This window comes from Paenibacillus silvae (genome assembly GCF_014639235.1).
Classification (GTDB): domain Bacteria; phylum Bacillota; class Bacilli; order Paenibacillales; family Paenibacillaceae; genus Paenibacillus; species Paenibacillus silvae.
In genome coordinates this window covers 661,892-677,289 of sequence record NZ_BMFU01000004.1, presented here as the reverse complement: position 1 = coordinate 677,289, position 15,398 = coordinate 661,892, and the positions used below count along the sequence as shown (strand labels likewise).

The 15,398-nt window shown below is 46.9% G+C and carries 15 protein-coding genes; 2 read left to right on the top strand and 13 right to left on the bottom strand.

Annotation, left to right across the window (positions count from 1 at the left end; translation table 11 throughout):
- Positions 1 to 105: 105 nt before the first annotated feature.
- From IEW26_RS17480 to IEW26_RS17465, 4 genes are all read right to left on the bottom strand, one after another.
- A complete protein-coding gene (locus IEW26_RS17480) occupies positions 106 to 639 on the bottom strand; it encodes a stalk domain-containing protein (RefSeq protein ID WP_188593248.1) in 534 nt (177 codons plus the stop codon).
- A 202-nt stretch (positions 640 to 841) separates the two neighbouring features.
- Complete coding sequence (locus IEW26_RS17475) at positions 842 to 3,379, bottom strand: beta-mannosidase (RefSeq protein WP_188593325.1); 2,538 nt, start codon at positions 3,377 to 3,379, stop codon at positions 842 to 844.
- 303 nt (positions 3,380 to 3,682) lie between these two features.
- A complete protein-coding gene (locus IEW26_RS17470; protein ID WP_188593247.1) occupies positions 3,683 to 4,720 on the bottom strand; it encodes a LacI family DNA-binding transcriptional regulator in 1,038 nt (345 codons plus the stop codon).
- A gap of 173 nt (positions 4,721 to 4,893) precedes the next feature.
- Positions 4,894 to 5,805: a DMT family transporter gene (locus IEW26_RS17465; protein WP_188593246.1), complete on the bottom strand. Its 912-nt coding sequence runs from the start codon at positions 5,803 to 5,805 to the stop codon at positions 4,894 to 4,896.
- A 177-nt stretch (positions 5,806 to 5,982) separates the two neighbouring features.
- On the opposite strand from IEW26_RS17465, the gene IEW26_RS17460 reads away from it, so the two are divergent.
- The gene (locus tag IEW26_RS17460; protein ID WP_188593245.1) at positions 5,983 to 6,867 is read left to right on the top strand and encodes a LysR family transcriptional regulator; all 885 of its coding nucleotides are present in this window, start codon (positions 5,983 to 5,985) and stop codon (positions 6,865 to 6,867) included.
- A gap of 32 nt (positions 6,868 to 6,899) precedes the next feature.
- On the opposite strand, the gene IEW26_RS17455 is transcribed toward IEW26_RS17460, so the two are convergent.
- From IEW26_RS17455 to IEW26_RS17440, 4 genes are all read right to left on the bottom strand, one after another.
- Positions 6,900 to 7,382, bottom strand: coding sequence for a tetratricopeptide repeat protein (locus tag IEW26_RS17455; protein WP_188593244.1), 483 nt, complete (start codon positions 7,380 to 7,382; stop codon positions 6,900 to 6,902).
- 191 nt (positions 7,383 to 7,573) lie between these two features.
- A complete protein-coding gene (cyoE, locus tag IEW26_RS17450) occupies positions 7,574 to 8,431 on the bottom strand; it encodes a heme o synthase (RefSeq protein ID WP_188593243.1) in 858 nt (285 codons plus the stop codon).
- 182 nt (positions 8,432 to 8,613) lie between these two features.
- Complete coding sequence (locus tag IEW26_RS17445) at positions 8,614 to 9,180, bottom strand: hypothetical protein (protein WP_145402638.1); 567 nt, start codon at positions 9,178 to 9,180, stop codon at positions 8,614 to 8,616.
- 339 nt (positions 9,181 to 9,519) lie between these two features.
- Positions 9,520 to 9,873: a DUF3243 domain-containing protein gene (locus tag IEW26_RS17440; protein WP_145402639.1), complete on the bottom strand. Its 354-nt coding sequence runs from the start codon at positions 9,871 to 9,873 to the stop codon at positions 9,520 to 9,522.
- A 289-nt stretch (positions 9,874 to 10,162) separates the two neighbouring features.
- Here IEW26_RS17440 and IEW26_RS17435 point away from each other — a divergent pair, with 289 nt between their 5' ends.
- Positions 10,163 to 10,348: a hypothetical protein gene (locus IEW26_RS17435; protein WP_145402640.1), complete on the top strand. Its 186-nt coding sequence runs from the start codon at positions 10,163 to 10,165 to the stop codon at positions 10,346 to 10,348.
- Between the two features lie 95 nt (positions 10,349 to 10,443).
- Here the strand turns inward: IEW26_RS17435 and IEW26_RS17430 are convergent, their stop codons facing one another.
- The 5 genes from IEW26_RS17430 to IEW26_RS17410 all read right to left on the bottom strand — a co-directional run bounded on the left by IEW26_RS17430 (position 10,444) and on the right by IEW26_RS17410 (position 15,378).
- Complete coding sequence (locus IEW26_RS17430) at positions 10,444 to 11,361, bottom strand: NAD(P)/FAD-dependent oxidoreductase (protein WP_188593242.1); 918 nt, start codon at positions 11,359 to 11,361, stop codon at positions 10,444 to 10,446.
- A gap of 149 nt (positions 11,362 to 11,510) precedes the next feature.
- Positions 11,511 to 13,145 (bottom strand): S-layer homology domain-containing protein, encoded by a 1,635-nt coding sequence (locus tag IEW26_RS17425; protein WP_229729901.1) that lies wholly within the window; start codon positions 13,143 to 13,145, stop codon positions 11,511 to 11,513.
- A 93-nt stretch (positions 13,146 to 13,238) separates the two neighbouring features.
- Positions 13,239 to 13,838, bottom strand: a complete 600-nt coding sequence (locus IEW26_RS17420) for a nitroreductase family protein (RefSeq protein ID WP_111269374.1) — start codon at positions 13,836 to 13,838, stop codon at positions 13,239 to 13,241.
- Between the two features lie 186 nt (positions 13,839 to 14,024).
- Positions 14,025 to 14,273, bottom strand: a complete 249-nt coding sequence (locus tag IEW26_RS17415; RefSeq protein ID WP_145402642.1) for a YczO family protein — start codon at positions 14,271 to 14,273, stop codon at positions 14,025 to 14,027.
- Positions 14,274 to 14,529: 256 nt separating this feature from the next.
- Entirely contained in the window at positions 14,530 to 15,378 is an 849-nt protein-coding gene (locus tag IEW26_RS17410) for an AraC family transcriptional regulator (protein WP_229729917.1), read from the bottom strand.
- Positions 15,379 to 15,398: the final 20 nt, after the last annotated feature.

Sequence of the window (15,398 nt, the reverse complement as noted above, 5' to 3'; positions counted from 1 at the left end):
AACCCACCCCCTATTCCAAAAACACTCATTTGGCATAATCATATCACAGGGCGATGGTCATGCTACGTTACGTTTTCTTCTTTGTTATGCGTACTGCGTACTTCGTTATTTCATCGCCTTCATAGGCTCCATGTATTTGGACACGACCATATCACTTACATACGTATTCCCTTCGTAAATGGATGGCATCGACTTCAGATTAACCTGAATACCATCGACCATCATTTTCTTAGACCCTACCCACACTTGAATGGTTTTAGCCGCAGGCATCATCGCTTCTTCCATCATCATGTCATCTTTCATCTTCATGTCGTCTTCCATCATACTCTCATCTTTCATCTTCATGTCATCCTTCATCATACTATCGTCTTTCTTCATCATACTATCGTCTTTCTTCATCAGGTCGTCCTTCATCATTTCTTCCATTTTGCCCATGTACATTAACGTAACGGATCGATCCTTGCTGTCCCACATAATGCTGTATCCATACATTTTTGCTGCCTGTCTCAATTGTACAAGCTCCATACCATCCTTTTTGATCGTTTTCATGTCAGCAGCACTTGCCAGTCCCGAAAAAGTTAAAGACATCATTAACACTGCTGCTGCGATCGCCTTTTTGCTTTTGCTTGCTTTCATCATTGTTATCACTCTCCATCGTTTAATATAGCTTGCAAGGACTACAATAAAGAGAACAACTTACGAATCGCTAAGCAAATGATTACGAAAAGATTACGAAGTTAAATTTTGTCTGCGTCTGTATCTCAGCGTCTATGTCTGTGTACGTTCATCACACATAAAAAACGGTTGAAATCTCTTTGGCAGAGACTCCAACCGTTATATATTATTGAATAAAATCGACCATCGAGCGAACCTCAACCGAGCCCGGATTCGAGATTACACCCGCATGCTGTAACCCTTCTCTGGACGTGAACCGCACCTTCACCGGAAGGCCTGGAACGAGATCAAAGAAATTATCAGAGAATACCCCTTCGGCTTCAGAAGACATCCACACCTGCTTGGCAAGCACATCACTTTCCAGCAGGAGATACACGCCCTCTTCATCGGCGCCGCCGCTGACGGTGATATTGGCAGGCTGTAATGCAAGCTCTTTGGCCGGTACAAAATAATGCTCCTGCACAAGATCAGCTTCACGGCTTTGTCTCAGCTCCACTCGCAGCAGCACCGCTGACGGATCATGTCCCTGAAGCCAATCTGCATGATGCAGAGAGATCAGCTTTTCACCTGAGTTTGGCGCAAGGCTCACTTCAAGTGTATCTTCCCGGTGCACCGTTCCATCGAATCCGATCAGTCGAAGCTGAAGCTGACCTTTTACCGGCTTTAGTTGATCCGAGATCACGTAAACCTCTGTTACATCCGGCTTCGTCCCGTCCACGGATACAAGCACATCATTGAAGCTGCGCTTCGCATAATACTGCAGCGCCTTCCAGCGGCCCAGATAATCCATCCCTGCCCATGAGGCGACGGGCCAGCAATCATTCATCTGCCAATATAGTGTACCCATACAGTATGGCTTACGGCGTCTGTGAGCTTCTATGGCTGTTTTCATCGCTTCCGCTTGAAGCACCTGACTCATATAGAGGAAGGATGGAAAGTCTTTAGGTTCCGGCAAATACATATCCATATATTGTTTGATCAGCCGATTGCCTGCTCCATTTTTCTGATGTGCAAGCATAACCTCGGACTCCAGCGCCAGATCCTTTTCCTCCGCATAGGTGCGAACCGACTTGTATTCCGGGAACGACTGGAATCCGTATTCACTCATAAAACGACCGACATATACATTGTAATTCTCAAAAGGTTCAACGTTGTGCCACACACCCCAGTAATGGATGTCGCCTTCGGCAGTAGAGGCATGAGCGTGCTGCTTCTCGTCACCTGTCAGCGATACAATCGGTGAGGAAGGCCAGTAGTCGATCCCGGGTGCATAAGCTTCAACCACTTCTGGCAGAAGGTGATGGAAGATGGCTTCATAATCCGCCCAGATGCGTTCACGCTGCTCTGCGTTGTAGTCCTTTTTCCAGCCCCAGCCACCGTTCTCGATATAATGCGCCCAGGCCGAATCAATCTCGTTATTACCACACCACAGCACGATGCTCGGATGGTTGCGCAGGCGCTTTATATTGTCAATGGCCTCATGTCTGACGCTATTCAGGAATCCTTCGTCCCCCGGATACATGCTGCATGCAAACATAAAGTCCTGCCACACCATAATGCCATATTCATCACAGAGCTCGTAAAAAACATCTTCCTCATAGAAGCCGCCGCCCCATACTCGAAGCATATTCATGTTGGATTCAGCTGCCGAACGAATCTCATGCAAATAACGCTCCCGTGTTACCTCTGTAATAAAGCTGTCATTCGGAATATGATTTGCCCCTTTGGCAAATACCGCCACACCGTTCAGCTCAAAATAAAAGGATGCACCCGCTTCGTCCCGATCACGGACAAGACGAATGGAGCGCAGACCGGTCAGCACCTCCGCTTCCGCCAACGCTCGCTCGCCCTGAAGCACTTCAGCAGCAAAGGTATAGCGATACGGATCACCCAGCCCGCGGCTCCACCAGAGCTTCGGATTTTGTATAGAGACAGGGAGCTCCACCGTCTGCGTGCCAGGCTGCAAAGCTGCTGCCAACTCCCAGCGCTGACCCGCGGCTTCGATACGAACTACAGTATCCACAGCTTGAGAGGTTTCAATCTCCACCAAGGCAGTTAAGCTGGCCAATGCAGCATTCACTTCGTTTTGCCGGATAAACACATCTTTAATTCGAACATCATTCCAGCCTTCAAGCCTTGCTTCCCGCCAGATTCCACTGGTCACGAAACGCGGTCCCCAATCCCAGCCATAGTGATATGGCGCTTTACGTGCAAAAATGCTGACACGTTTATCCCCCAGACCACCCACATCGGATTGGTCATTGGATGCAGGCAATGCGTAACCCAGCTTTTCCAGCTTCGGTAAATCCTCCTGAATCGGAGAACGAAAACGGACACGCAGCACATTCCCCTTTTCCTTCACCAATGCTTTGACTTCTGCCTTCCACACCCGGAACATGTTGTCCGCAGACAGCACATGCACGTCATTCACATATACATCCGCATAGGTATCCAATCCGTCAAAAACAAGTTCCAGATGATCCTGCGTATAAAGTTCAGGCGCCACATCAAATGTGGTTTGATACTCCCAATCCTTCTTGTCGATCCACTGAACTTCCTTCTCATTAGTTCCGTAGAACGGGTCAGGAATGAGGCCTAGCCTCAACAGATCGGTATGCACGCATCCAGGCACCTGGGCCGGCATCCATTCCTGGTCCTCACATGCTTTGAACGTCCAGTTCTCAAATCGCTGCAATTGGTTCATGCTCATGATAGCCTCCAATAGAGTTAGAGTAAAAGAAGAAACCTGTTTTGTTAGGTTTTGTTATTATATAAGCAAACGATTAACAAAACAAAATTAACATGTTATCCGTTTGCAGTCAATGTGTTTGGTCAAAAAGTTTTGAAACAGACACCGATAAAACGAAACAGGACATCGAGCGTCACATTGTGAACGGCTCCATGTCCTGTTTTGACCTGTTCTGTTTCTGTTAATTCTCTTCTATCTTTTCCTTAACCTTCCTTTACCTTAATCTTATCTTATCTGAGCTTGCGCTTGTCTAGCCCTTCACTCTCGCAGCGAATGATACTCCTCACGCATGATGAGTTCAGCATGAATCAGCTTGCGTTCACAAGGTGCTTGCGGATGCTCGATTCGCCATAACAGCTGATCCACCGCTCTCGCACCGAGATGCTCCTTATAAATATGTGCAGTAGCAAGAATCGGATCTTCTGTGCGTGTATTATCGAATCCTGTTACCGTACATCGTTCGGGCAGCTGAAGCGCCCGACCTTGCAGCGCCTCGATGATAATTGAAGCTGTATGGTCATTCGCACACACAAACACTTCCGGGATGTCTTCAAGCTGCATGCCCTTAACCACCTGCTGAATCTTTGCATACTCCTGCACCAGTAGCCCTGGATGTTGATGCTCCTGCAGCCCCAGCTCCTCAAGGCCCATCCGATAGCCAAGCCAGCGCTCTCTGAAGCTGACTGCATCAGGCAGCTGCCCCACGAATTGAAGCTTCCTGTACCCCCTCGCGCCAAGCATAAGCACCAGTTCTTTCATACATTTCACGTTGTCGGTAAATACCGCATCTGCATGAATGGCCGTATCCTCATGATCAACCATCACAAGGGGAATACGCAGACGATATATTTCGAGCAGCACGGATGTTGAAATGGTGCCCACTGTGATTACCCCTCGGATGGCCTCGGGGTTGAGAACCGAAAACATATGATCGGAAGACGGCTCTGTCAGTGTCATAATATCCATGCCAATCTCATTCAGGCGTTCTGAAATGCCCTCAAAGACCGGCCCCCAATACAAGGAAGACCGATTCTGCGAGCGTATATTTGGAAAAAGAACCAAGATGGTGCCTTCCCTCTTATCGCCAGACGCCTTTGTACCAAGCTTGGTATGCTGCGGCTCTGCCGAATAACGCTTCGGTTCCATTTTAAAATACCCCATCTGCCCCGCGGTCCTGACAATCATCTCCCGCGTGTGCTCACTGACCCCCGACTTGCCCGTCAGTGCACGCGAGACAGCAAATTTGGATACGCCCGCAGCATCTGCAATCTGCTGCATCGTTACTCTTTTCCCCATCCTGCTCACCCGATTTTCCTGATTTTCCATCCAGTGTAGCATAAAAGCCCTGATTAACAAAACATGTTTTGTTAATCAGGGCTTTGTTAGGTTAATCGCTAAACATAATTCTTCTTTCTAGATTTCTCTTTTGCTTTCGAAGACTTCAACTATCCTCCGTGCAAAATGGAAGGTTATATCGCCGGACGTTTTCTGCGTCGAAAGACAGGCTGCGATAGCTTAATCTCCGTAATCAATACACCTGCCAGCATAAAGGCTGCTCCGATGTATCCTTGCAGGGTTAACATTTCTCCCTGAAAAGTAAAAGCAAAAGCAGCTGCAAACAACGGCTCTAATGAGAAAATAAGGCTTGTTCTCGTTGGAGAGGCGTGCCGCTGTGCCAAGGTTTGCAAGATGTAACCCAAACCACTGCATAATATACCCAAGCCCAGAATTGCTGCCCAGGATTGAGGGTTATCCGGCAGCCTGGGGCTCTCAAACATAAACGTAGCGGCAGTACCCCACAGCGCTGCTACACCCAGCTGCACCGTTCCGAGTGTCACCGGGTCATGCTTGGGAGTGTATTTGCCCGCAAGCATAATATATATGGCATAGATCAGGGCGGCAACAATACAGAGCACGTCCCCGATATGCAAACTTAATTCGTGTTGAAGTGTCAACAATGCAAGCCCTGTTACAGCGACCAGAATACTGACGAGCAATCGTTTATCCGGCATTCGGCGGCGCAGTATCGTCGTTAATACCGGAACAAAAATGACAGCCAGGCTGATCAAAAATCCGGCCTGGGATGCCGTTGTTCGCTGAACGCCATAGGTAATGAAAACAAATGCTGCAAATAAAGCCGTACCCAATATGGCTCCGGCAACCAGCGTTCCACGATCCACTTTCCTTAATCTTCTGTGAAAGAAAAGAGCTGCCGCTATAAAGGCAATCCCGAAGCGCAATGCGATCAGATTCAGTTCCTGAATTGAAGCAAGCCCCGATTTCATAAATAGATAGGACGAGCCCCATATTACTGTCGCAAGCAGCATTTGCATATCTGCTCTTCGTGATGCATGAATCTGTTTACCGTGTGCCCCGTTCATTTTACTTCTACCTTCATTCTATATAGTCTGAGCTGCGCCTGTATGTATATCAAACTAACTCGCCTTGGCAAGTATAAACGATCTCTTTGCATTATAAAAATGAATATTTATAATAGTTAATATGAAATTAACTCATGATTAGGAAGCCAGTTCACATGGAGAGGAAGTCATTGCATAATGTCACTCATCAAATACGAAATATTAAATACTGTTGTCGAATACGGGAGCCTGACTAAAGCCTCCGAAGCGCTGAACATCACACAGTCTGCCGTCAGCCATGCCATTGCCAGTCTGGAGAGCGAGTACGGCTTCTCCCTGCTGCATCGGAGCCGCTCCGGTGTACGTGTTACAGCTGAAGGAGAGCGAATATTGGCATACACCCGTGAGATTATGCGGTGGACGGAACTGATGCATCAGGAAATCTCTCTGATCCGGGGGGCCGAGATTGGTACTGTACGTATCGGGACATTTGCCAGTGTCTCCACCCAGTGGCTTCCCGGAATCCTCAAGCAGTTCAGACTTCGCTATCCCGGAATTGAAATCAAGCTGTGGGAAGGCGACTATGCGGAAATTGAACACTGGCTGGCCAGCGGTGCTATTGATATTGGCTTTCTATCTCTCAGTGACACCTCTCCATTCGAAACGATTCCATTACAAAAAGACAGGATGATGTGCATCCTGCCTTTTGATCACTCTCTAGCATCCAAAGAATCCGTCTCGTTTGAGCTATTGCTGGAGCAGCCCTTTATTTTGCCCAAATGGGGAGGCGACAACGAAATTGAACGTTTGATCCGGCAGCATAACGCCAAGCTGAACGTCGTCTACGAAGTAGCCGAGGATCAAGCCATTATGGCCATGGTGCACAACGGACTGGGCATCAGTCTGCTGCCCGAGATGGTCTTGCAAAATCACACGAAATCACTTGCACTTGTTCCACTTGCAGGTGATCCGTATCGCACGATCGGACTGGCTTGCGCTTCTCTTCGGAATCTGTCACCCGCATCTCGCCGATTCATTGAGGAAGTAGAACAATGGCTTGAATCATCGAAAACATCCAGTTAACCCACGTTCACAAATTGAAGAATGCCAATAGTTTAATTCCATACCCGATCAAGCTGATCTGCGTAGTATCGAATGGCCCGGCTGTAATCGCTTATTCCCTGATCCGTAGACGTATCCGCAAGCTGTATGAGCAGTCGCTGCATTGCCTCTGCATGCTCACCCAGGTTATAGAGCACCATGGCGTAGAATACCTCGAATTCTTTGCGTTCAGGGAATTCATTGATGCCAGTGAGCAGCCACATTTTGGCCTGTTCATATTGTGCAAGTGTGCGATACGTGCTGCCGAGCCCGAGAATTGCACCTGCCCGATCTTCTGCGGAAAGTTCGAGCTGTAATGCTTTCTCATAATAAGGCACGGCTTCGCGCTCCAAGCCAAGTGAATCATGGGCCCATGCGAGCTGATACCATGCTTCTCCATGATCAGGTTCCTGATCGGTGATCTTATGTAGAAGCTCAATGGCCTCCTTGAGTTTACCTTCCTGCCGCCAGCCTATAGCCTGCTGTAAAAAACTCATGCTGTCACATCCAATAACATATAATTTGTTCATAAACTCTATACATCTTGATTATTGTACCATATTTCTCCATAAAAATAAGATATTAACCCTATAACAAAAAGCACACCCTGAAATGATTGGTTCAACCGAGGTTGTGCTCTCAATCCTTCAGCGTGTGCTTTCTGAAGCTGCATTACCTTCAATACCTGTTACGACCAGGCTGTGTTGGCAACCATTACAATGAAAATGAGCATGAGATAATTGACCGAGATCAAAAAATTGATCTTTGCCCATCGTTCATCATTTTCTGTTTTCAGACCGCTGATGGTATGTACAAACCAGATGATGCTGCTAATCAAGGAGATGATCAGAAATACCAGTCCAACGTAACCGTAATAATACAGCAGGAATACGGCTGGAATCAGCAGAAAAACATATGGGATCATCTGCAGTTTGGTACGTTTCACACCTTTCACAACTGGCAGCAGCGGAAATCCCGCAGCACGGTACTCTTCTACCCGACGAATACCGAGCGACCAGAAATGCGGGGGCTGCCATAGAAATAACAGTGCAAATAACAGCCAAGCTCCTGCATCAATCTCATCCGTTACCGCCGTATAACCGATAACCGGCGGCATCGCCCCGGCAATTCCACCAAGGGATGTGCTCCAGGTAGAGCTGCGCTTCAGCCATATCGTGTAGATCACAATATAAGCGAACCAGCCCAGCAGGGCCATCCAGCCGGATAGCGGATTTACCCAAAGGAACAATACCGCCAGTCCAACGATGCCGAGTGCCAAGCCATAACCAAGCACAAATCGGGGTTTCAGAAGGTTAATATACTCCATCCTTTTTTTCGTTCGTTCCATCTTCTGATCCAATTCCCGGTCCCAATAGTTGTTAATGACACAGGCTGAAGCAATGACCAGCGTTGAGCCAAGCACGACCAACAGCAATGACACCCAATGGATATTCCATTTTGAAGCGACCCAGAAACCAACGGCTACTGCAAACACATTCAGCCTTAACAGTCCGGGCTTGGTTAATGCAATCATGTCTTTAAGCATCAGAAGCCTCCTGAATGATGTAAAAACGCCATTCCTATAATGATACATGGACAAATCATGAATTACAATCGCTTTCATGGATTTGTCATAACAAAAAGCACTCTTATCCGCTTCATTTACGGAAAGAATGCTCGTTTTGTCGTTTTTATTATATTGCATCCAATTTTATAATTCATGCATGTTTACGGAATGTACTGCTGTACAATTTGAATCACTTTGCCATCCTGAACGGTGAGATGATACGGGAAGACCGATAAATCTACGATTCGTTTATCTCCGTATAATGATTCGAACTTGGACAGCGCTACAGGTTCATTCCACTGAATCTCCGCTCCCTGCATTGTTCCATCATGATCATAAAGCTGCATCAGAACTTTGGCATCAGCCTTAACCTCAACCTGCTCCTGCTCCTTGTTGTCATTCACAATATAGTAACCATCGGGTGCTTCATCTATGCCCGCATCCGGATTCCGTTGTTTGAAAATCGTATTTGCTTCCTCGCCCTGATACCAGCCGATCTTGTCTACAGACAGCATTAATTTGCCGTCCTCGACTCGTATTCCTTCAATATAAGCCGTGTATACTTCAGAATTGGCAAGCTGTGCTTTATTCGCTGAAGGTGACTGAACATTCGTACGCTGCTCTGCATTGGCAGGGGTAAGCAAATATGTAGCCAGCACGATGATGCCTAATAAAGCTGCTGCTGCACCAATCATCTGTAATCTCCATTTTTTCGCCGCGTTTTTCATGCCAGCATCTCTCCTTATTTCACTATGGCTTTTTCACTAAACAATTCGAAGTTTCGGAATGCCAATGAATAGTTCTATACATATGGTTATTAACCGAAAGCTTTTCTCCTCAAACGGACATGTTCCGTTGTAACGAATTCAATGGTTATGTACTCATCATACGTCAAATCGTTTCTGCAAAAGTTTCATCCAGATTAAAAATAGTTACAATTCACGTCATCACTTCAAGCCTGTCTGTTTATTAACCACAGAGAAACCCTGAATGAGCAGGGTCTCTGCGGTGTCTATATAATGTATGCTTGTACCCTCACCTTATGCCTTGAATGTGCAGTGAGTCCTTTAATGGCTCGTTCTTGTGTCTTGAGCCAAGCGAACCAGCATATGAGCGAGCATATGCCGCTCGTCTTCTTTACCCACATTCCAGAGCTCCTGCAGCAGCTTCTCTTCACGGTTGCGAGGTTCCTCGTTAGCCGCGAGATGATCGGCCACCTTTTGGGCGATTTTAGCCATTTGTTCTTCGCTTAGACCGATGGATTCACCCATTGCAATTCGTTTGCCCAGATATTCCTTGAATGCATCAAAGTTTTGCAAGATGTGATCTCTTTCCTCTGGTGCAATCTTTTCAATGGCATTGTCTACCTGATCGGTGGAGACCTGTCCGTCTTTGTGAATCACATGATTATGTTCATTCATCTTGATTACCTCCCAGAGTTTAATTGCATTGTGATCTTGTGATTATCTTTCCATCGCTGTCACTGGCAGATTGCTCTGCTGTAAGCTTAATCAGCACTGGACACTTATAATATAAACGTCCTGCTGAAGTTTAATCAGCCTGTTTTCAATCGAAATAAAATTTCAAGAAAGAGGTACACAGCATGCGTTTCAAAAAAGCTCATCGGGTTAATCGATTTACATATACATGATGGTGTTTGGTTATGTTAGTAAGCATCGTCACTACTACGTAAAACGAGGAGGAATTCTCATGAATAACGATACCAAGCGTGATAAAAGGAAAGACGAACTCAAACCGGGTGTTAATACAGTTATCGAGCCTGACCAAAGAAATCCTGGACCCACCGATATGATTGAAGATGCCGTTGGCGATATCGTAGATAACATACGCAAAGATTTTACCCGCAAGCCGGAAGATTCCTCAAATAAAGAATGAACAGGCACTACAGTCCAATAGATGTGCACATATTAAAACAATTCAAAAACAAGTCCTCCCTGCTGACAATCGCTTTGGGAGGACTTGTTGTCGTATCAGACCGTTTTTTTCATATGCTGCAGCTCTTTATGAATCCAGATTGCGGCAATCGAGCCTTCTCCCATCGCAACAGTGGCCTGCTCTGCATGCAGACCCAAATCCCCGGCAATCCACACCTGAGGCGCTGCTTGCATGCTACGCGGGTCAGCTTCCACATGTTTGTTGTCCGCGATCACTGCACCTAGCTGCTCGGCCAGTTCATAGTGCACCCGGTTGCCACCAAACGCAATAAAACCACGCTCCGATTCGTAAATCTGCCCATCCTCTGTCAGCACACCCGTAATATGACCGTCCTCCAGCTGCTGCACCTCGTGCACGGCAGCTTCCAGATAACGCACCCCTGCTTGCTTCATCTGCCGATGCAGCTCTGCCGAGATCGGTGTCTGATCATGATTGATATATAACAGATCATCTGTACGTTCGATCAGAACCATGGCCATATTGGCCCCGGCTTCGCCCGCTCCGAGCAGAATCGTGCGCTGTCCTTGAATTTCGTAGCCATCACAGTCGGGGCATACATACACCGTTCTGCCCAATGTAGGTTTAAGACCCGGAATGTCAGGCATTCGATCCGACAAGCCTGTTGCCAGCAGCACCGTTTTCGCCTCATAGATCGTGCCGGAGGAACCTTTCAGTCTGATTCTTTCCTCCTGTACACGACTGGCTTCAATGATACGATCCTGTTCAAATTGAACTCCTGTGCGTTCGGCCTGCATCCGGCCTCGTGCTCTGAGCTCTTTACCCGATATGCCCTCAGGATAACCAAGGATATTATGATAGGTCCGACATAGTGTTGATCGTCCCTCTCCTGCATCGATCACCAGTATCTGGTGTACGGAATAACGTCCAAGCTGGATGGCGGCTTGAAGCCCTGCGAGTCCTCCACCCACAATAATGCAATCAACCTCTCGCATGCTTCCTCTCCTCCTTTGTGTCCAGTACTCTCACTCCATAGCTTAAACCAAAATCAAAAAACCCAAACCTTCGCTTTCATATGCGAATGGTTCGGGTCCGTTATAAGAATACAATTTAAATTTAACATAGATGAGATCATAAATTGCTGTTAAAACGTATAAGATTCAAACCGCATCGCATTGGTAATGGCATTCCATACATCTGCTGTCTCACCGCCCATGTACCAGTAAGCCAGCCCTGCAATGTTCTGCTCGCTGCTCATCAGCACCTTGGCGGAAAGAGAGCGGCTTTCCTCTGCCCATATCTCTCTTGCAGCATGGGCGGCCGTATAATTGATCCTGTACTGACTCAGGCTTGTATCCCATTGTGTTCGAGAACCGGTTGCGGCTGCCCGAGTACCCTGCTCTCCTAGCGTAATATCCCATGAAGCTGTCTCTGGACTTGTCATCGACCAATCCCGAGTATATAACGGTAAAGCCAGAATCGTTTTGCCATTTGCCACCTCGTTCAGCATTGTTACCAGCGCTCGCTCCACCCAGGGCAGCGAAGCTACTGAGCCTGGCTTCGGATCACCGCTCCAGTGTTCCTCATAACTCATCAGCACCATATAATCAGATAACTCACCCAGCTTGACGTAATCAAATGCAGCTGTCCAATCTGTGCCCAGATCAGGCGAGACATCCACTGAAACAACAGCACCCAGCTTGTGCAGAGCGTTTGTTAAAGAAGTCACAAAAGCAGTGAATCCTTCCCGATCAGACGGGTCTACATTTTCAAAATCAACATTGATCCCGCCCAGCTTGTAGGTTCTTACAAAACTGGTCACTTGTTTGACTACTGCTTCCCGATTCGCAGAACTGGATAACATCTGGTGGGTGAGCTCTTTGTTGGAACGATTGCCAAGCAAAGGCCAGAGCTTGCGATCTGTACTTGATGCCCATGAGATCAGAGTGGAGTCAACATGATTGGATACACTCATATCCCCATTCAGGAAAAACCAGCGCGGGACCAGTGTATTTACAGGTGACTGCTGCACCTGCTTAATGAATTCCGCCGTTGATGAGTTATATTGCCAGCCCAGCTGGATGCCATGCTGGTCTTTACGCTTGAGCTGCGCGGCCCAAGTCTGATTCTGGAGTATAGCATCCAGCATTACGGCTGCCTCTTCACGTGTGACCTGCTCACCCGGCCGAAATAAACCGTCACTGCCTCTCATTAAACCAAGCCGATACACCGTCTGTACATATGGCCGAGCCCAGGTCGAAATCTCCGCTGCGTCCGAATATGTATCAGCCAGGTTATTCATTTCTACGGGACGCTGCTTGAGCATTCGCACGAGCAGTGCCGCTGCCTCTTCTCGAGTGATGGATGCATTCGGTTGAAACAGACGCTGGCCCTTCCCCTCCAGAATAGATAGATTGGTCATAGTTGCCACGTTGCCATAATACCAAGCCTTAGCAGATACATCTGCATAAGGATTCATGCTGTTCTTGACCGGCTTTAACGCGAGTAGGCGAACAGCAAACGAAGCAAATTCTGCTCTTGTAACCGCCTTTTTCGGTTCAAACGAATGCTCGGTCGTTCCAGCCACAATCCCTTGATTCACCAGACGATCAATGGCTTCTCTTGCATAACTTGTGCGAGTATCCTGAAAATCAGACTGATTTCCTGCTGCATGAACGATCCCGCCTCCATTACCCGCCACAGAACCTAACATAATAGCGCCGATAAGGATCGCTTTCCACAGGGGACGATAAGCTTGTTTCATATTTATTTTTTTCACAGTAAAAAGCCTCACTTCAATAATTTACGATTATATTCATCGTATCAAATTGAAGCGAGGCCGTATGTGGTTAAATATTGGAAATGGCGAAACTTATTTGTGCACTTTCACGCGCTCCTGGATCGGTTGGAACTCTTTCTCACCTGGTGTTGCTGTTGGTTTACCAAATGGCATCTGCGCAATGAGTCTCCAGTTCTCCGGAATATTCCATTCCTGCTTCACTTTTTCATCAATCAGTGGATTGTAGTGCTGCAGAGACGCACCCAGCCCTTCTTGCTCCAGAGCAGTCCAGATTACGAGCTGAAGCATACCGTTGGATTGGTTTGCCCAGATCGGGAAGTTATCAGCGTAGGCTGCAAAGTTTTGTTGAAGCTGTGCAATTACATTGTTGTCTTCAAAAAACAGAACCGTACCATAACCACTACGGAAACCTGCCATTTTCTCAGCTGTGGACTGGAAAGCCTCTTCGTTACCAACAACTTCACGCAAAATTTCTTCCGTATGATTCCACAGTTTATCATGCTGCTCGCCCAGCAATACCACTGCGCGGGAGGTTTGTGAGTTAAATGAGGTCGGTGTATACTTTACCGCTTCTTCAACGATTTCCTGAATTTTCGCATCCGAGATCGTGGATTCCTTGCTTATTCCATAATAAGATCTTCTGTTCTTCAATGCATCAAAAAAAGTAGACATTCGTTTACGCCTCCTAAGTAATTTTAATTCATTGCCAACACAGTAACTATAATATAGTAACATACATTAGTCAATAAACTATTTTATTTATATGGAAAGTTAAACAAGCAGGACGAACATAGTAATGCATGTGTTGCTTGCTTTTATCTTTCCCTATTTCTCATTATGCTTCCATAACTGCTTTTTTCATTCATTCCTCTTCCGATAATCTGCACGATACTTTTCTTCCGTGGATGAATTACTCTTGGTTTGATGTTTGTTCTTCTCCTCCTGCGCTTCCATATTTAAATCCTGCATCGGAATCGGGTCCACAGTCTGTTCCTGCTCGTACCGATCCAGCATACTTTCATTTTCCGTCTTGTATTGTTCTGGTTGGTCATGCATCTTGTCCCGTGTGCCATTTTTCTTATTTTGTGCCGGTGTTTGTTTATTCATGCCGCTCAGCCTCCCAAGTTTGAAAATGTTTGTCCATTGACAGATATCGATTCTTTAACTTTCTTTACCTTTCTTTACCTGTTCGCATGGGATTCTAAACATCCGCTGCTTCTGGGCAGTGTCGATTCATGGTCGTTATTGTTGGTTGTGATTTGTGAAAATGAAACTAAAAAAGCCGACCCCACATACGGGTCGACTTGGAAGTGATACAAAGATTAAACTTGCTACATAGCTTCGTTTTGCATCTGTCCTGGCATTACATCTGGCGATGTAGCTGACTTCGATACAGATCAGGCGAACATCCCACACTCTGTTTAAAAATTCGGCTGAAATGAGATAGACGTTTGAAACCGGCCAATCGACTGGCCTCCGTCACACTCATCTCTGGCTGAAACTGAAACAGCAGCTTGGCCTGATTGATACGGCGATCATACAAATATTTAAAAATCGTCAGTCCTGTCATTTCTTTGAACATGCCTGCCAGATAGGGCTTGGACAGATGTAACTCCTGTGCCAGATCATCAAGCCCGATATCCTGCATATAATGCGTATCTACATATCGAATAATATGCTGGACATGCCGTTCTTTTTCCGAGGATACGCGTTGTTCCTGCACATGTCCCTGACAGATTTCCGCGACACAATACAGCAGGTCACATACCCGGATATGCATACGCTCTTCTCTGAACTTGGAAGCGTGACGGGATAACTGATGCAAATCCTGCAGCAGCGCTTCAAACTCTGAACGAATCTCCCCAGTAAGATTTACCCGGCAATTGCCGAGCTCATCAAATGGCTTCAGCACCTCCTGAATGCGATCCGGGTGCAAACTGCTGCGTATAGCGGAAGGATCAAAGTGAAGAGTTGTCCGCACATACGGTTTGCCAGCTTTGGGATGCGGCCGGTGCAATGTCAGTCCATGCATGAGCACCAGATCACCTGGCTCCAGGTTGTATACCCGATCCCCGATAATGTAAGTGCACTCTCCCTCATGAAAATAGTAAATTTCATAATGCGGATGCGAATGGAAACCGTCGGACTTTCCGGGATCAAACTGACTTGTAGCTCGGTAGGTATACGCTAGTGGCGCAGTAAACTGCATCATGCTGGGCACGTCATCACCTC